The organism is Pseudomonas parafulva (assembly GCF_002021815.1).
GTDB lineage: Bacteria > Pseudomonadota > Gammaproteobacteria > Pseudomonadales > Pseudomonadaceae > Aquipseudomonas > Aquipseudomonas parafulva_B.
Genome location: NZ_CP019952.1, coordinates 3,032,732 through 3,051,491, shown reverse-complemented (window position 1 = coordinate 3,051,491; position 18,760 = coordinate 3,032,732). Strand labels below are relative to the sequence as shown.

Annotated in this window: 6 protein-coding genes and 1 pseudogene; 3 read left to right on the top strand and 4 right to left on the bottom strand. The window is 61.9% G+C overall.

Annotation, left to right across the window (positions count from 1 at the left end):
• Positions 1–298: 298 nt before the first annotated feature.
• Positions 299–13,249 carry a non-ribosomal peptide synthetase gene (locus B2J77_RS13555; RefSeq protein ID WP_078478846.1) on the top strand — a complete coding sequence of 4,317 codons (12,951 nt, stop codon included), beginning with the start codon at positions 299–301 and terminating at the stop codon, positions 13,247–13,249.
• 209 nt (positions 13,250–13,458) lie between these two features.
• Here the strand turns inward: B2J77_RS13555 and B2J77_RS13550 are convergent, their stop codons facing one another.
• From B2J77_RS13550 to B2J77_RS21375, 4 genes are all read right to left on the bottom strand, one after another.
• Positions 13,459–14,163 carry an ATP-binding cassette domain-containing protein gene (locus B2J77_RS13550; RefSeq protein WP_078478845.1) on the bottom strand — a complete coding sequence of 235 codons (705 nt, stop codon included), beginning with the start codon at positions 14,161–14,163 and terminating at the stop codon, positions 13,459–13,461.
• Positions 14,163–14,903, bottom strand: a complete 741-nt coding sequence (locus tag B2J77_RS13545) for a hypothetical protein (RefSeq protein WP_078478844.1) — start codon at positions 14,901–14,903, stop codon at positions 14,163–14,165. The genes B2J77_RS13550 and B2J77_RS13545 overlap by 1 nt, the downstream gene beginning before the upstream one ends.
• Positions 14,900–16,105, bottom strand: coding sequence for a YcaO-like family protein (locus B2J77_RS13540; protein ID WP_078478843.1), 1,206 nt, complete (start codon positions 16,103–16,105; stop codon positions 14,900–14,902). The genes B2J77_RS13545 and B2J77_RS13540 overlap by 4 nt, the downstream gene beginning before the upstream one ends.
• A 65-nt stretch (positions 16,106–16,170) precedes the next feature.
• Positions 16,171–16,320, bottom strand: a complete 150-nt coding sequence (locus tag B2J77_RS21375; RefSeq protein WP_153302511.1) for a hypothetical protein — start codon at positions 16,318–16,320, stop codon at positions 16,171–16,173.
• 506 nt (positions 16,321–16,826) lie between these two features.
• Here B2J77_RS21375 and tnpB point away from each other — a divergent pair.
• Together tnpB and tnpC are read left to right on the top strand one after the other, a co-directional pair.
• Positions 16,827–17,186 carry an IS66 family insertion sequence element accessory protein TnpB gene (gene tnpB / locus B2J77_RS13535; protein WP_228385143.1) on the top strand — a complete coding sequence of 120 codons (360 nt, stop codon included), beginning with the start codon at positions 16,827–16,829 and terminating at the stop codon, positions 17,184–17,186.
• Between the two features lie 18 nt (positions 17,187–17,204).
• A pseudogene (gene tnpC / locus B2J77_RS13530) lies at positions 17,205–18,736 on the top strand (IS66 family transposase).
• Positions 18,737–18,760 lie beyond the last annotated feature (24 nt).

The following is an 18,760-nucleotide window of genomic DNA, read 5'->3' as shown; positions in this document are numbered from 1 at the left end:
TAGGACGAGCGACAAGCTATTCAGAATGATAATGATTGTCAAATACGAAACGAAATTAGTATCTGTATCTTTCAGTTCTAAGTCTCGCCTCGACCCGCTTGCGTACCCGCAGGATGGCGCCACGGCTATAGCTGCGCCTGGCTAACTCGCCATGGCCGTCTTTTTCCACCTGACCCGCGCTTCGTTAATTTCTGCCCCCCGCCATCCGTTCCCCTCTGTACATCCCCGGCCGCTGATGCTGTCCGCCCCTGCAGGTGGCCACACCGGCCCGCCCAACCCGACACCGGCAGGAACACCCATGACGCATGCCTTCGAACTCCCGACTTCGCTGGTCCAGGCCCTGATGCAACGCGCCGTACAGAGCCCGGACAAGATCGCCTTGCGCTTTCTGGCCGATGCGCCCGGCGAACAGGCCGTGCTCACCTACCAGGCGCTTGACCAGCGCGCCCGCGCCATCGCCGCCGCGCTGCAGGCGCGGGCTACATTCGGGGACCGTGCCGTGCTGTTGTTTCCCAGCGGCCCGGACTACGTGGCGGCGTTCTTCGGCTGCCTGTATGCCGGCGTCATCGCGGTGCCGGCCTACCCTCCGGAGTCCGCGCGTCAGCACCATCAGGAGCGCCTGCTTTCGATCATCGACGACGCCGAGCCGCGCCTGCTGCTGACCATCGCGCGATTGCAAGAAAGCCTTCAGGGCCTGGAGGCGCTGCAAGCCGCGCAGGCCCCGGAGCTGCTGGCCGTTGACCGGCTCGATCCCGCACGGGCGGCGGATTGGCGCGAGCCTGCATTGCAACCCCATGACATCGCGTTCCTGCAGTACACGTCCGGCTCCACGGCCCTGCCAAAAGGAGTGCAGGTCAGCCACGGCAACCTGGTGGCGAACGAACAGCTGATCCGCCACGGCTTCGGTATCGACCTGAACCCTGACGACGTGATCGTCAGCTGGCTCCCGCTCTACCACGACATGGGCCTGATCGGCGGCCTGCTGCAGCCGATCTTCAGCGGCGTGCCCTGCGTGCTGATGTCGCCGGGTTATTTCCTGGCGCGGCCGCTGCGTTGGTTGCAGGCCATCAGTGAGTACGGCGGCACCATCAGCGGCGGCCCTGACTTTGCGTACCGCCTGTGCAGCGAGCGGATCAGCAAGGCTTCACTGGCCGGGCTCGACCTGAGCCGCTGGCGGGTGGCGTACTCGGGCTCCGAGCCGATTCGCCAGGACAGCCTGGCCACTTTCGCCGACACCTTCCAGGCCTGCGGCTTCAAGCCACACAGCTTCTTCGCCAGCTACGGGCTGGCTGAGGCGACGCTGTTCGTCAGCGGCAGCCGCCGCGGTGAGGGCATCGGCGCCTTGGCGCTCGATGCCCAGGCCTTTGCCGAAAACCGCGCCGAGCCGGGCGAGGGCAGCGTGGTGATGAGCTGCGGCTGGCCACAGCCAGGCCATGCGGTACGCATCGTCGAACCCGGGCAGTGCCAGGTGCTGGCGGACAACCAGGTGGGGGAAATCTGGGCCGCCGGGCCAAGCATCGCCCACGGGTACTGGCGCAACGCCCAGGCCAGCGCCCAGACGTTCGTCGAGGCGGATGGCCAGCGCTGGCTGCGCACAGGCGACCTGGGTTTCATGCGCGGCGGCGAGGTGTTCGTCACCGGTCGCCTGAAAGACATGCTCATCGTGCGCGGGCAGAACCTCTACCCGCAGGACCTGGAAAAAACCCTTGAGCGTGAGGTGCCTGCGCTGCGCAAGGGCAGGGTGGCCGTATTCGCCGTCGAGCACGAGGGTGAGCAAGCCATTGGCGTGGCGGTGGAGATCAGCCGCAATGTGCAGAAGACGACAGCTCCCGAGGCTCTGATCAAAACGCTTCGTCACGTCGTCGCCGATGCCTGCCGCCAGGCCCCGGCCGTGGTCCTGTTGCTCAACCCGGGTGCCTTGCCCAAGACCTCCAGCGGCAAACTCCAGCGCTCGGCCTGCCGCCTGCGCATGGACGATGGCACCCTCGATTGCTACGCGCGCTTTCCCCAACCCGCTTTGCCGGCCACCCAGGCCGTGACCGGCGACGGGTTGCAGGCGCAAATCGCCCGTCTTTGGTGCGACATTCTCAAGGTCGAGGCGGTGGCGGCGGACGACCATTTCATGCTGTTGGGCGGCAACTCCATTGCTGCCACCCAGGTCACGGCAGCGCTGGCCGACGCCTTGGGCATCGAGCTGAGCCTGCGCACCCTTTTCGAGGCCCCGGTGCTGGCCGACTATACCCAGGCGGTTGTCACAAGCCTTGCCCAAGGCCAGCAAACAGAGGCCATCGCGCTGTTGTCCCGCGACAGGCCACTGCCCCAGTCGCTGGCGCAGAACCGCCTGTGGCTGCTCTGGCAGCTGCAGCCGCAGTCGGCTGCCTACAACATCCCTGCTGGCCTGCAACTGCGCGGGGCCCTGGATGAACCTGCTCTGGAAGCCGCCCTGCAGGCGCTGGTGGCCCGCCACGAAGCCTTGCGCACGGTGTTCAGCGAAGTCGACGGCCAGGCAGTGCAACGCATCCTGGCTCACCTGCCGGTGAACCTTCAGCGGCTCGACCTGCAGGGGCAAGCGCCTGAGCAGGTCGACAGCCAGCGAGAGGCCGAGGCGTGCCTGCCGTTCGATCTGCAGGAGGGTCCGCTGCTGCGCCTGACGCTGGTCCATCTGGACGAGGAGCATCACCAGCTTTGGGTCACCCTGCACCACATTGCTGCCGACGGCTGGTCGCTCACCCTGCTCATGGACGAGCTGGCGCGCCTCTATGCGGCGTATTGCCAGGGTCTTGAACCCAAGCTGGCTCCGCTCGGGCTGGGTTACGCCGACTACGGCAACTGGCAGCGCACGTGGTTGGCAGAGGGTGCAGCCGAGCGTCAGCTTGCCTACTGGCGCGATCAGCTGGGCGATGCAGCGCCGGTCCTGGACCTGTGCACCGACCATCCCCGCGCCAGCGACCGTGGCAACCACGCCGCACGCCTGAACGTGAAGGTGCCCGCGCACCTGTCCCAGGCCCTCAAGGCCCTGGCACATCAACACCACTGCAGCCTGTTCATGGTGCTGCTGGCGGGCTGGCAGGCGCTGCTGCACCGCTATACCGGCCAGGCCGACATCCGCGTCGGTGTGCCCAATGCCAACCGCTCGCGTCTGCAAAGCCAAGGGCTGGTCGGTTTCTTCATCAATACCCAGGTGCTGCGCGCCCAGGTCCATGGCCGGCTGCCGTTCGCCGAATTGCTCGGCCAGGTGCGCCAAGCCACCCTGGAGGCACAGGCCAACCAGGACCTGCCGTTCGAGCAGTTGGTCGAGGCGTTGCCCCAGGCCCGGGAGCAAGGCCTGTTCCAGGTCATGTTCAACCACCAGCAGCGCGACCTGTCGGCGTTGCGACGCCTGCCGGGCCTGCTGGCCGAAGAACTGCCCTGGCACAGCCGGGAAGCCAAATTCGACCTGCAACTGCACAGCGAAGAAGACCATCAGGGCCGTGTGCGCCTGGCATTCGACTACGCCAGCGCGCTGTTCGAGCAGGACACGGTGGCGCGGCTTGCCCAGCAGCTGTTGAGCCTGTTCGAGCACGTCTGCGAAACGCCGCAACTGCCCATCGGCGAGGTACCTTTGCTGGATGAGGCGAGCCGTGCACGGTTGCTGGGCTGGGGGCAAGCGCCGGCTGCACAGCCGCCACAGCTGCTGGTCGAACAGCTCAACGAGCAGGCTCGCCTGCACCCGCAGCGCACCGCACTGGTGTGGGAGGGCGGCAGCCTCGGCTACGCCGAACTGCATCAGCAGGCCAATCGCCTGGCCCATTACCTGCGCGACAAGGGCATTGGCCCCGATACCTGCGTGGCCATCGCCATCGAGCGCTCGCCCCAGCTGCTGGTAGGCCTGCTGGCCATCCTCAAGGCCGGCGGCGCCTATGTGCCCCTGGACGTGGAGTACCCGGCCGAGCGTCTGGCCTACATGCTGGCCGACTGCAACGCCGGCCTGCTGCTCACCCACAGCAGCCAATTGGCTACTTTGCCGCACGTGCAGGGTGTTGGCGTGATCGCGCTGGACCAACTGCACCTGGACAACTGGCCGAGCCAACCGCCCCGGCTGCACCTGGACGCCGACAACCTGGCGTACGTGATCTATACCTCCGGTTCTACCGGCCAGCCCAAGGGCGTGGGCAACACCCACGGGGCGCTCGCCGAGCGGCTGCAGTGGATGCAGGCGACTTACGCACTGGGCGCGGACGACGTGCTGATGCAGAAGGCACCGATCAGTTTCGATGTTTCGGTGTGGGAATGTTTCTGGCCGCTGATCATCGGCTGCAAGCTGCTGCTTGCCGGTGCCGGTGAGCACCGCGACCCGCAGCGCATCGCAGCGCTGGTGCAGGCCCATGGCGTGACGACCTTGCATTTCGTGCCGCCTCTGTTGCAAGTGTTCGTGCAGGAGCCCCTGGCCGCAGGCTGCAGCAGCCTGCGCCGCCTGTTCTCTGGCGGCGAGGCGTTGCCGGCCGCCCTGCGGGATCGGGTGTTGCAGGTGCTGCCACAGGTGCAGCTGCACAACCGTTACGGCCCGACCGAAACCGCCATCAACGTCACCCACTGGCATTGCACCGCCGGCGACGGTGGGCATTCGCCCATGGGTCGCCCGCTGGGCAATGTACTGTGCCAGGTGCTGGACGATGAGCTGCACTTGAGCGTACCTGGCGTACCCGGCGAGCTGTACTTGGGTGGCACGGGCCTGGCCCGTGGCTACCTGGGCCGCCCAGGCCTGACGGCCGAGCGCTTCGTGCCCCAGCCCGACGGCAACGGCCAGCGCCTGTACCGAAGCGGCGACCGAGTGCGCTGGTTGGTGCAGTACCCGGCGCTCGAGTACCTGGGGCGCCTGGACCATCAGGTGAAAGTCCGCGGCTTCCGTGTGGAGCCCGAAGAAGTGCAGGCCTGCCTGCTGGCTCAGGCCGGCGTCGAGCAGGCGGTGGTGCAGGTTCACCAGGACACCGTAGGCGCACAACTGGTGGGTTACTACAGTGGCACCGCCGAATCGAGCGCCCTGCTCGCGGCACTCGCCGGGCATCTTCCGGCCTACATGGTGCCGGCACAGCTCATGTGGCTCGCGCAGATGCCGCTCGGCCCGAATGGCAAGGTCGATCGCAAGGCATTACCGGCGCCTGTGTGGCAGCAACGTGAACACATCGAGCCGCACAGCCCCTTGCAACGACAGGTCGCGGCCATCTGGTGCGAAGTGCTGGGCCTGCCCCAGGTCGGCTTGCAGGACGATTTCTTCGCCTTGGGCGGGCACTCCTTGTTGGCGACGCAAATCGTCTCGCGCACGCGCCAGGCCTGCGACGTCGAACTACCGTTGAAGGCCTTGTTCGACGCCAGCGAGCTGGGCGCTTTCTGTACCGAAGTTGCGCGCATCCAGGCAAGCGGTGAACGCAATGCGCAAGGTGACATCCCGCGCGTGGATCGCCGTCAGGCGGTGCCGCTTTCCTATTCGCAACAGCGCATGTGGTTCCTCTGGCAAATGGAGCCCAACAGCCCGGCCTACAACGTCGGTGGCATGGCGCGCCTGCGCGGCACCTTGCATGTGGATGCCTTCGAGCGGGCGTTGCACGCGCTAATCGTGCGTCACGAAACCCTGCGCACCACCTTCCCCAGCATCGAGGGCGTGCCTTACCAGTGCGTGACCAATGACAGCAACCTGCAGCTGGCTTGGCAAGATTTCAGCGCACTGCCCGACGCTGTTCGCCAGCACAGCCTGCAACAGTTGGCCGACCAGCAGGCACACCAAGCCTTCGACCTGGAAAGTGGCCCCCTGCTGCGTGCCTGCCTGGCCAAGCTGCAAGAGCGCGAACACGTCTTCGTGCTCACCTTGCATCACATCGTCACCGAAGGCTGGGCCATGGACATTTTTGCCCGCGAACTGGGCGAGCTGTACGAAGCCTTCGTCGACGACCGTGAGTCGCCGCTGGCACCTTTGCCCGTCCAGTACCTGGACTACAGCGTATGGCAACGGCAATGGCTGGACAGCGGTGAGGGCGCTCGCCAGCTGGCCTACTGGAAACAGCGCCTCGGCCAGGAGCACCCGGTATTGGCGCTGCCCACCGACCGTCCTCGGCCTGCCGTGCAAAGCCACAGGGGCGAGCTCTACAGGTTCGAGCTTGACCCTGCGCTGGTGCAGCGCGTGCACGTCTTCAACAGCCAGCGTGGCCTGACCTTGTTCATGACCATGACCGCTACCCTGGCCGTGCTGCTGCATCGTTACAGCGGCCAGCGCGACCTGCGCATCGGCGCCCCGGTGGCCAACCGCATCCGCCCCGAGAGCGAAGGGCTGATCGGTGCTTTCCTCAATACCCAGGTGCTGCGCTGCGAGCTGGACGGCCAGATGACCGGTGCCCAGGTGCTCGAGCAGGTGCGCCAGGCAGCCATCGAGGGCCAGTCCCACCAAGATCTGCCGTTCGAACAACTGGTCGAGGCCTTGCACCCACCGCGCAGTAGCGCCTACAACCCGCTGTTCCAGGTGATGTGCAATGTGCAGCGCTGGGCCTTCCAGCAAAGCCGTACGCTGGCCGGCATGCAGGTGGACTACCTGGTCAACGACGCAGCCGCCACCAAGTTCGACCTCTACCTGGAGGTCACGGACCTCGATGGCCGCCTGGGCTGCTGCCTGACCTACAGCCAGGACCTGTTCGACGCACCACGCATCGCGCGCATGGCCGCGCACTGGCAGCAGTTGCTGGTCGGTCTGCTGGATCAGCCCCAGCAACGCCTGTGCGAGCTGCCGATGCTCAGCGGTGCCGAACAGCAGGGGCTGGTTGCGCAGCTGCGTGGTAAGCCGAGCAGTGCGGCGCGGCATACGCTGCATGGGCTGTTCGCGGCCCAGGCGGTCCAAGACCCACATGCACGGGCCCTGACGTTCGCCGGCCAGCACCTGAGCTACGGCGAGCTTGATCAGCAGGCCAACCGCCTGGCCCGTGCCTTGCGCGAACGCGGTGTCGGCCCGCAGGTGCGGGTGGGCGTGGCGCTCGAACGTTCGCTGGACATGGTCGTCGGCCTGCTGGCTGTACTCAAGGCCGGCGGCGCCTACGTGCCGCTCGACCCGGAGTACCCGCTGGACCGCTTGCGCTACATGATCGAGGACAGCCAGGTCGGCGTGCTGCTGGGCCAACGCCGCTTGCTGCAGGACCTCGGGCCGTTGCCGGAGCGCCTGGCCTGCTGGAGCCTTGAAGACGATCAGCCGACGCTGGGCGCCTACAGCGAGGCGCCGCTGGACGATGTGAGCCTGGCGCAGCACCCGGCTTATCTGATCTACACCTCCGGCTCCACCGGCAAACCCAAGGGTGTGGTGGTCAGCCATGGCGAGTTCGCCATGCACTGCCAGGCGGTGATCGAGGCGTTCGGCATGCGCAGCGACGATTGCGAGCTGCATTTCTATTCCATCAATTTCGACGCGGCCAGCGAACGGCTATGGGTGCCGCTGCTGTGTGGCGCACGCGTGGTCATCCGTGCCCAAGGGCAATGGGGCGCCGACGAGATCTGCCAGCTGGTGCGAGAGCAGCACGTCAGCGTGCTGGGCTTCACGCCCAGCTACGGCAGTCAGTTGGCCCAGCATCTGGCCCTACAGGGCGAGTGCCTGCCGGTGCGCCTGGTGATCACCGGGGGCGAGGCATTGACCGGCGAGCACCTGCAGCGTATCCGCCAGGCTTTCATCCCTGATCAGCTGTTCAACGCCTATGGCCCCACCGAAACCGTGGTCATGCCGCTGGCCGCCCTGGCCCCGCAAACGCTGGCGGCCGACCTGGGCAGCGTGCCCATCGGGCGGGTGATCGGTCAACGCACGGCCTACATCCTCGATGACGACCTGGCCCTGTTGCCCCAGGGTGGCATCGGTGAGCTGTATGTGGGCGGCGCTGGCCTGGCCCAGGGCTACCACGACCGCCCCGGCCTCACCGCCGAACGCTTCGTCGCCGACCCCTTCAGCCACACAGGCGGGCGCCTGTACCGCACAGGCGACCTGGTGCGGATGGGCCAGGATGGCCTGGTGGAGTACATCGGGCGCGCCGACCAGCAGGTGAAGATCCGCGGCTTCCGTATCGAGCTGGGTGAGATAGAGAGCCGTTTGCAGGCCCATGCCGATGTGGATGAAGCGGTGGTCATCGCCGTGGACATGCAGGGCGTACGGCAACTGGTCGGCTACCTTGTAAGCCCGTACGCAGCTGCCGACACCCATGCCCAGCAACAGCTGCGCGAGGCCGTCAAGGCCCATGCCCATCAGCATCTGCCGGACTACATGGTGCCGGCGCACCTGGTGCTGCTCGAGTCTCTGCCACTGATGGGCAACGGTAAGCTGGACCGCCGCGCTTTGCCGCTGCCCGACCTCGACCAGGCTCGCCAGCAGTACCAGGCGCCGGCCAATGAGGTGCAAGCGCAATTGGCGCAGGTCTGGGGCGAGGTGCTCAACGTCGATCAGGTCGGCGTTCAGGACAATTTCTTCGAGCTGGGCGGTGACTCGATCCTGTCGATCCAGGTGGTCAGCCGCGCGCGCCAGGCCGGCCTGCAATTTACCCCGCGCGACCTGTTCCAGCACCAGACCATCCAGGCCCTGGCGGCCATCGTGCAGCCGGTGCAGGCCACCGACAGCATCGAGCAAGGCCTGCGCCAAGGCATCGCCCAGCTGACCCCGATCCAGCACTGGTTCTTCGACAGCGCCTTGGCGCAGCCGCAGCACTGGAACCAGGCCGTGCTGTTGCAATGCCGCACGCCGCTGGACGAGACCCGGCTGCAAACCGCGCTGGCCGCCCTGGTCGAGCACCACGACAGCTTGCGCCTGCGTTTCAGCGATGCGGCTGGCCGTTGGCAGGGCGAGTACGCCCAGCCTGATGATCAACAGCTGCTGTGGTCGGCCACGGTCGCCGACCTGGACGATTGCCAGGCGCTGTACACCGACCTGCAACGCAGCCTCGACCTGCAGCGCGGTCCTTTGCTCCGTGGCTTGCTGGTGAGGGACGGGGAGGGTGAGCAACGCCTGGCATTGGCCATCCATCACCTGGTGGTCGACGGCGTTTCCTGGCGCATCCTGCTCGAAGACCTGCAGGCGCTGTACCGAGGCCAGGCCCTGCCGGCCAAGACCCATGCCCCAGGTGATTGGGCGGCGCGGCTGGCCGCCTATGCCAGCAGCGATTCGCTGCGTGATGAGCTGGGCAGGTGGCAGGCGCAAGTGGGCGAGGTACGCCATGAGCTGCCCTGCGATCATCCACAAGGCGGCAACTTGCAGCGTCATGCCCGTACCGTGACCATCAGCCTGGATGCGCAGCAGACCCGCCAGTTGCTGCAGCAGGCGCCTGCGGCCTACCACACCCAGGTCAATGACCTGCTACTGACGGCACTTGCCCGCACCCTGTGCCAGTGGACGGGTCAGCCACAGGCGCTGGTGCAGTTGGAAGGCCATGGCCGCGACGGGTTGTTCGAGGACATGGATCTGACCCGCAGCGTCGGCTGGTTCACCAATGCCTACCCGTTGAGCCTGTCGCCCCTGGCAGGGGATGATGACCAAGCTCTGGCGGCGTCCATCAAGCACATCAAGGAGCAGTTGCGCCAGGTGCCGCACAAGGGCCTTGGCTACGGTGTGCTGCGCTACCTGGCGGACCCGGCAGCGCGCGAGCACATGGCGGCCCTGGCGCAAGCGCGCATCACCTTCAACTACCTTGGGCAGTTCGACCAGCAGTTCGACGACGGCGCGCTGTTCACGCCGGTGGACGCGCCGGTGGGCCTGGCCCATGACCCGGATGCGCCGCTGCCCAACTGGCTGAGTGTCGATGGCCAGGTCTACGGCGGTGCGTTGCAACTGCGCTGGACATTCAGCAGTGAACGCTATGAACCGCACACCATCGCCACACTGGCAAACGCCTATCGCCAAGAACTGATAACGCTGATCGACCATTGCCTGGCAGACGGGCAGGGCAGCTACACCCCCTCGGACTTCCCCCTGGCGCACCTTACCCAGGCGCAGATCGACGCGCTGCCCGTGCCAGCCAACCTGATCGAGGACGTCTACCCGCTGACCCCCATGCAGGAAGGCATGCTGCTGCACACCCTGCTCGAACCCGGCACCGGCCTGTACTACATGCAGGATCGCTATCGCATCAACAGCGCACTCGACCCCCAGCGCTTCGCCCTGGCCTGGCAACAGGTGGTGGCGCGGCACGAAGCCTTGCGCGCCTCGTTCAGCTGGAACAGTGGCGAGGCCATGCTGCAGATCATCCACAAGCCCGGGCAACTGGCCATGGATTACCAGGACTGGCGCGACCTGGACGCCGCCGACCAGGAGGCTCGCTTGCAAGCCCTGCACAAGCAGGAGCGCGAAGCCGGCTTCGACGTGTTGCATACGCCGCCGTTCCACCTGCGCCTGGTGCGTGTGGCCGATGCGCGCTACTGGTTCATGATGAGCAACCACCACATCCTCATCGATGCCTGGTGCCGCTCGCTGCTGATGAACGACTTCTTCGAAATCTACCAGGCGCTGGGCGAGGGCCGGCAGGCGCAACTACCGGTGCCGCCGCGCTACCGCGACTACATCGGCTGGCTGCAGCGCCAGGGGCTGGACGACGCGCGCGCCTGGTGGCAAGCCAACCTGGCCGGCTTCGAGCGCGCCACGGCACTGCCAAGCGACCGCCCGCTGCGCCATGAGCATGCGGGCAGCGGCATGATCGTCGGCGATTGCTACACACGCCTGGCGGTCAGTGAGGGCGCTCGCCTGCGCGAGCTGGCCCAGGCCCACCAGTTGACCGTCAACACCTTCGCCCAGGCAGCCTGGGCCCTGGTGCTGGCGCGCTACAGCGGCGAGCGCGACGTGGCCTTCGGCGTGACCGTGGCGGGTCGGCCGGTGAGCATGCCGCAGATGCAGCGCACCGTCGGCCTGTTCATCAACAGCGTGGTGCTGCGCTTACAGCTGCCAGCGGCCGGCCAGGGGTGCAGTGTGCGCCAGTGGTTGCAGGGTTTGCTGGAGCGCAACATGGAACTGCGCGAGTACGAATACCTGCCACTGGTGGACATTCAGGCATGCAGCGAACTGCCCAAGGGCCAGCCCTTGTTCGACAGCCTGTTCGTGTTCGAGAACGCCCCGGTGGAAACCGCCGTGCTCGACCACGCCCAGCACCTGGATGCCACCTCCGACTCAGGCCGCACCCACACCAATTTCCCGCTCACCGCGGTCTGTTACCCAGGTGATGACCTGGGCCTGCACCTCTCGTTCGACCAGCGCTACTTCGACTACCCGACGGTCGAGCGCTTGCTGGCCGAATTCAAACGCCTGCTCCTGGCGCTTGTCCAGGGCTTCGACGGACAAGTGCAAGCGTTGCCGCTGGTGGGCGCCGAGGAACAGCGTTTCTTGCTCCAGACATGCAACAACACCCAGCGGGCCTACCCCCTGGAGCACAGCTATGTCGCGCAGTTCGAGGCGCGCGTGGCCGCCCATCCCCAGCGTACCGTGGCCCGGTGCCTGGACGCCGAGTACGACTATGCCGGCCTGAACCTGGCGGCCAACCGCCTGGGCCATGCGCTGATCGAGGCGGGTGCCCGGGTGGATCAACCGGTGGCCCTGCTGGCCGATCGTGGTTTGCCACTGCTGGGCATGATCGTGGGCAGCTTCAAGGCCTGTGCCGGTTACCTGCCGCTGGACCCAGGCCTGCCTACTGCGCGCCTGCAAAGCATTCTTGAGCTCAGCCGCGCGCCAGTGCTGGTGTGCAGCGCGGCCTGCGCCGAGCAGGGGCAGGCCTTGCTACAAGCCATGGACCCTGCCGTACGGCCCCAGTTGCTGGTGTGGGAAACCGTCCAGACCTGCACCACGGCCAGCCACAACCCTGAGGTCTACAGCGGCCCGGACAACCTCGCCTACGTGATCTACACCTCAGGCTCCACCGGCTTGCCCAAGGGCGTGATGGTGGAACAGCGCGGCATGCTCAACAACCAACTGAGCAAGGTGCCCTACCTGGCGCTGACCGAACACGATGTCATCGCGCAGACGGCATCGCAGAGCTTCGACATTTCGGTGTGGCAGTTCCTGGCCGCGCCGCTGTTCGGCGCCCGGGTCGAAATCGTGCCCAACGTCATTGCCCACGATCCCCAGGGCCTACTCACCCATGTTCAGGCCACCGGCATCACCGTCCTTGAGAGCGTGCCATCGCTGATCCAGGGTATGCTTGCCAACGAACACCAGACGCTGGACGGCCTGCGCTGGATGCTGCCAACCGGCGAAGCCATGCCACCGGAGTTGGCGGCGCAGTGGTTGCAGCGTTACCCACGGATCGGCCTGGTCAACGCCTACGGGCCAGCGGAATGCTCGGATGACGTGGCGTTCTTCCATGTCGATGCCGCCTCCACCCAGGGCAGCTACTTGCCCATCGGCACCCCGACCGACAATAACCGGCTGTACCTGCTGGGCGATGAACAGCAACTGGTGCCGCTGGGCGCCGTGGGTGAGTTGTGCGTGGCGGGTACGGGCGTGGGGCGAGGCTACGTGGGCGACCCGGCACGCACGGCATTGGCGTTCATTCCCCACCCTTACGGTGCACCCGGCGAGCGTGTGTACCGCACCGGCGACCTGGCCCGCCAGCGACCTGACGGGGTGTTCGAGTACGTGGGCCGTGTCGATCACCAGGTGAAGATTCGCGGTTACCGTATCGAACTGGGTGAAATCGAAGCCCGGCTGCACGAGCAGCCGCAGGTCCGCGATGCAGCGGTGGCCGTGCAGCATGGAGTCAACGGCAAGCATCTGGTGGGTTATCTGGTGCCGCACCACGGGGTCAAGGGCGACGACACCGTGCTCGCTCAGCTCAAGGCACGCCTGCGCGCCGAGCTGCCCGAGTACATGGTGCCCCTGCATTGGGCCTGGCTCGAAGCCTTGCCTCACAACGCCAACGGCAAGCTCGACCGCAAGGCCCTGCCCGCCGTCGACATCGGCAACCAGCACAGCCAGGCCTATCAGGCACCGCGCAGCGAGCTCGAAGGCCTGCTGGCCGGTATCTGGGCCGAGGTGCTCAAGGCCGACCGGGTTGGCGTACACGACAACTTCTTCGAATTGGGCGGGCACTCGCTACTGGCCACCCAGATCGCCTCGCGGGTGCAGAAGCAACTTCAGCTGAACGTGCCATTGCGGGCGATGTTTGAGTGCAGCACGGTGGCGGAATTGGGCGTGTACGTGGAGGGACTGCAGGGCAGCGCCCTGGATGAAGACAAGGTGGACCGGTTGAGTGACTTGATGGCGGAGTTGGAAGGGTTGTGAGGGGCGGCGGGCGATGGGTAATCGCCCGTTCGTTCAAGGGCTGACGACGCCGGATAATTGGCGGGGCTGAAATCCTTGGGGCTGCTGCGCAGCCCTAAGGACATGAGCTGGCTCGCTCGGGTCGCGGCTCAAGGGGGGCCTCGCAAGCTGCCGTCTTCACCTTTCTCGAGCGTGTTCACTGCACCTGTGATAACGACTTGCGTGACCGATCATACAGCTAGCGCCTTTATAAACGCCTCATCCAGTGAGTTGGCCTGGTACCTAGCCAGCAATTGATCTGCGTTATCGAATGCCTGAAGTTGTTGATGGGCAAGCATGTAAAAGCGGGTGCAGTTATCTACGATTTCCTGTGTGTAATGGGACGATATCATGACGCTGGCGCCCTCACGGCAGGCGCTCTTGATGCCCAACCAAATATAATGCCGAAATTCAGGGTCTACCCCCGCGGTCGGCTCGTCGAGCATGATCAAGTCACTGCCCGTCAACAAGAGCGTCAAGCTGATGAAGCTGCGCACTTCCCCGTAACTGCATTTGGACGCCTTTTTTTGTGCAATCTCTGAAAAGCGCCGGCCCAATGCGGGAGACCACCCGTCAAGGCGCACGATGGCCTGATCAATGCTTAGCAATGTTGGCATATTTAAAAGCGTAATGAGTTTGTAAACCTCCCCCATTCGAAGCTGTGGAGGCGGTGTAAGGATCTGAGTCAGGTAGGTGGGGTGACGAGCATTATTGCAAATCACGCCACCCGTCGGATACCGAAGTCCACTGATAATGTCGAACAGTGTGGTCTTTCCGGCACCGTTGCAGCCTAGAATGCCCACTGCTTCGCCGGGCGATAAGTCGATATTTATCTTGTGAAACAAAAGCCTTTTTTGGTACGAGAAGGAAAGTTCGGTGAGGGTCAGTAGGCGCATCAGTAACGGCTCCAAACCGGTTGAATTCTAGAATGCTTGGCTGTCAGGTAGAGCGCTGTGATGGACAGCATGAATAAGGGTGGGAAGACCATTCCGAGAGCAAGGTCGCCGTGAAAAAGCTGGGTGCTCACAATTAGTGGGTTAAGGAGCATGACTAGAGGGTGCTGGGACTCAACGGTGGCAGCGCCGAGATAGCTCGAGACGAGCATGAGGAATGACAGAAGCGAGAAAAGGGTGCCGGCCGTGCTGAACGTGAGGGGGAGAGAGGCTATTATCAAGCCGATGAGTGTGAAGCCGAGATAACTTGTTGAAAAACATGCAAGGATGAACGTGTATTCTTGTAGTGAGTATGAGCCATGTAACGGTTTGGTGATTAAATAGAATAGCGATGCGTAAACTAAGCTCATCAGCGCATAGCTGATCATTTGAGCGGTAAGAAAATATAGCATCGGCTCCTTTCGATAAATAAATGAACGGGTAAAGCCGCTCTCTCTCCTGCCGATTAAGTAAAAACTGAATCCAAAAAAGGCGACGTTGGCAGATATGTAGGCATAGAACCAACCCGCTTGTTTCAGATAGGGTAAGTTTGAGCTTCGGACCACAATGAAATAAAGTATGCAGGGTGCAGCTGAAGTCCATAAAAAGCTTGAGGTGTCTCTAATGTGCTCTTTTAGAAGAATTAGGGAGATATGGAAAAGCCTGACCGATGTGTGTTTTGTTATGGTTTTTTTTGCTGTCATGGGAAAGGTACCATGGTGTTGAGTTGTTCGACGATGAATTGGTCTTGGAAGTCCTGAGAGTATCTGTTGTGCAGGTTGAAGTGCGACGAATTGTTCATGTGTAGAAAGAGATTTGGAGATGTGTACTTGCAGAAATAAACAATGCTTTCTACGCAGGCCGTGGTGCTCACATAAAGATAACCATCGAATTTAAGGGTTTTTAGCGTACGCATAAGCGTAGCAGTATCAAAATTTTGCTGAGCATGCTCATTATCGCACTTCGGAGATGTGGAAGTGACGGAAGTCATTGCGCTATAGGTTGAGTATCGATTGCATGATAAGAAGTGGCGCAAATATGAATCTTCAATTGCATTGATATCTTTAGCTGTGGAGGAGAATGAATGCATGTAGCGAAAGGTTTGCCAAAGCTCTATCAAAGATTTTTCCAGTGCGCTTTCAAGGTCAGAGGCGTAGGACATTCCGGCGCAGAATCTGACAGGCTTAGGTTTAGCTGAGTCGTCGCCATAACACGCTAGAACACAGCGACCTGGAAATCCTTTGTCTGTAAGATCCAAGAACGCGATGTCGCCAGCGTTAGAAAGCGCTTTTAGGATCTTCTTGCTTGCACGACCGGATAGCGCCGAGGTTGCTTCGCTCAAGGAGATGACTCCAGAACAAGTTTTTGTCAGCCAGCATCTGAGGAGAAACTGTCTTTCAAGTGCCTCTTTGATAGCGCCCAGTATTGCTAATTCGAGATTTGAATGTGCGCTACATCCGCAGGTATCTCTATTAGGATAAAACCTGTTGTCATCAGTGTCTGAGCATGAGTTTAGTGCGATGAGGGCTGTAGGTATCGAGCAGCGAGAGAGGTCAACGATTCGATACACCTCTGTCCTGTCAAAACGATGCGAGGATATTTCGGTCTTTGAGTTTTCTTTTGCGGTTTGAGCTAATGCTGAAGTCAGCGCAGCGGTCTCATTTGGATACAGCCCTTGACTGATTGGATTTTTATCGCTGACCTCAATGTCCAGATAAAAGTGCTTACGCTCTAAATGCTTGCCATTTGCGGCTTTGACCACCTCGCTGTTCCAACCGGCGCTTGAGCCATTCGTACGCCAACGACTCCCGCATTCTACGCTGTGAGGAAGATGCTTAACCGCAGCAGGTCTATGAAATTCAAAATCGGGCAGTAACTGAAAATGTATTTCATTATAGTTATTCATGATTCACCCTATGAATTGTACGCACAGAGGTATAAACAGCCCATGATTGAGGTTTAAAGCCTGCGTCACTTGATAGTCGGTAAATCCTGACCAGGGTCTACACCGCTCCCGCCACAGCCACCCGCGCCGCCTGAATCACCGAAGAACTCGGCTTCCATATCACAGCCTGTTTCACCCTTGAGGCTGACCAGAGAAAAACCAAATTGAATATCCATAACAACTCCTAAGAATGCCCCGGAAGTCGGGGTCAACTGGGTTTAGTCAGAATGGTCAGCAATGTCAAAATTTATATTTTATTATTCTCTCTTGTTCAGGCTGGATAGTGCTTTAGAAATTCTCGGGGAGTAGGATTCTTCTGAGAGGGTCTTCCTAGTGATGGGTCATGAAACACACAACTTGTGGGAAAAATCTTCGTTGGAAGTAGCTCATTGCCTTTTTAGTAGTCGGAACTATTGGTTTGCTACGTCTGATGGTTCGGTTTTCAGATAAATAGAACTGGTACGAAGGGGGAGGGAAATTGCCTTTCAAATCGTTTCAAATTGTAAATATCTCTTGGTTCATTCCGCTCAATTGCGCCCGACTACTCGACATCTGTTAGGTTAAATTCCTTGATTCTTCAACGGACGTCCGTGTTGAGTAAGCGCTCCACGAACCCCACATTCAAAGCGCTTAGCTGATCCCGGATGCTGTGCTCCCGATTTCTTTCTGGAGCCCGCGCGCCATGATGTGTCCCGACGCCAAAGTCGAAAAAGTCTTCCTCTATCCCAAGCCAGTCGACTTTCGAAAGTCCATTGACGGTCTGGCCGCACTAGTCGAACTGGACATCAAAGTGGCGTTGGTCGACCCCGTGCTCTTCGTGTTTCTCAACAAAACGCGAAACCGCGTGAAGATCTTATACTGGGAGCGAAACGGCTTCTGCCTTTGGCTCAAGCGCCTCGACTCGGAGCGCTTCAAAACATCGCCTGACCCCACCGACGAGGCCATTATCCCGACCGTCCAGGAACTCAACTGGCTACTCGACGGCTTCGACCTCTGGCGCAACCGCCCACATCAAGTTCTGATGCCTCGCTACGTCGCCTGATTCGGTATAATCCGCGGCATGATTTCCATGCCCGACACCCTCCCTGACGATCCGGTTTTGCTCAAGCAACTGCTTGAGCAAATGATCAATGAGCGCGCGTCTGATAAGGGCAAATCGTTCATCTGGAAGAAGAGGTGGCGCTGCTCCGCCAGCGGTTATTCGGCCGTAAGACAAAGCAGACCAACGATTCGGCTACGCCCCAATTCCCTTTCTTTGACGAAGCAGAAAGCCTGGCAGAGCCGGCTGACGAGGCTTCTGATGAAGAAGTTGTTGCACCGAGCAAGCGCCGCGGCAAACGCAAGCCACTGCCCAGTGATCTGCCGCGTGTCGAGGTCTTCCATGAACTGCCTGAGCACGAGCTGACGTGTGCGTGCGGCTGCCGCAAGCACGCCATTGGCGAAGAAGTCAGCGAGCAACTCGAAATTGTCCCAATGCAGATCCGGGTCATCAAGCACATCCGCAAGGTTTACGGCTGCCGCGACTGCGAGTCAGCGCCGGTGACTGCGGATAAACCCGCTCAGATGATCGAAAAAAGCATGGCCAGCCCCAGCGTGCTGGCGATGTTGTTGACCACCAAATACGTGGACGGCCTGCCACTTCATCGCTTCGAGAAAGTGCTCGGTCGTCACGGCATCGATATCTCGCGTCAAACCTTGGCACGTTGGGTCAGCCAGTGCGGCGAGCACTTTCAGCCGCTGCTGAATCTGATGCGCGACAGCTTGTTGAATAGCTGCATCATTCAGTGCGATGAGACTCGGGTACAGGTATTGAAAGAGCTTGACCGCGAACCGGGTAGCCAATCCTGGATGTGGGTACAAATTGGCGGCCCGCCCGATAAGTCAGTCATCCTTTTCGACTACTCCACCATCCGAGCGCAGGAGGTACCGACTCGCCTGCTGGACGGGTATCGCGGCTATGTGATGACCGATGATTATGCTGGCTACAACGCTCTCGGAGCGCAGGATGGCGTTGAGCGCCTAGGCTGCTGGGCACATGCGCGGCGCAAGTTCGTTGAGGCACAAAAAGTACAGCCCAAGGGCAAGACCGGATGCGCTGACATCGCGTTGAACCTGATCAACAAGCTCTATGGCGTCGAGCGCGACTTGAAGGACAGCAGCGATGAAGTTCGTAAAGCTGCCCGCGTGGAGCGCAGTTTGCCATTGCTGACTCAGCTGAAAAGCTGGGTCGAGAAAACGCAACCTCAGGTGACATCGCAGAATGCCTTGGGCAAAGCTATCGGCTACTTGGCCAGCAATTGGAGCAAATTGGAACGCTACGTCGAACACGGATACTTGCCGATCGACAACAACGCTGCCGAGCGCGCCATTCGCCCGTTTGTCATCGGTAGAAAGAACTGGCTCTTGAGTGACACGCCCAAAGGTGCCTCTGCCAGCGCCCAGCTTTACAGCCTGGTCGAAACCGCCAAAGCCAACGGCCAAGAGCTTAATGCGTGGCTGCGCCACGCATTGGAACAGCTGCCGCAGGCGTCCTCGGTGGAGAATTACGAAGCCCTGCTGCCGTGGAATTGCGTGCCTCAAGGGCATCGCTGACGCACCGCCCCATCTTTGAGTAGA

Bases quoted from the DNA above. Each gene is read 5' to 3' on its own strand.
- B2J77_RS13555 (WP_078478846.1), top strand. From the start codon at position 299: ATGACGCATGCCTTCGAACTCCCGACTTCGCTGGTCCAGGCCCTGATG.
- B2J77_RS13550 (WP_078478845.1), bottom strand. From the start codon at position 14,163: ATGCGCCTACTGACCCTCACCGAACTTTCCTTCTCGTACCAAAAAAGG.
- B2J77_RS13545 (WP_078478844.1), bottom strand. From the start codon at position 14,903: ATGACAGCAAAAAAAACCATAACAAAACACACATCGGTCAGGCTTTTC.
- B2J77_RS13540 (WP_078478843.1), bottom strand. From the start codon at position 16,105: ATGAATAACTATAATGAAATACATTTTCAGTTACTGCCCGATTTTGAA.
- B2J77_RS21375 (WP_153302511.1), bottom strand. From the start codon at position 16,320: ATGGATATTCAATTTGGTTTTTCTCTGGTCAGCCTCAAGGGTGAAACA.
- tnpB (WP_228385143.1), top strand. From the start codon at position 16,827: ATGATGTGTCCCGACGCCAAAGTCGAAAAAGTCTTCCTCTATCCCAAG.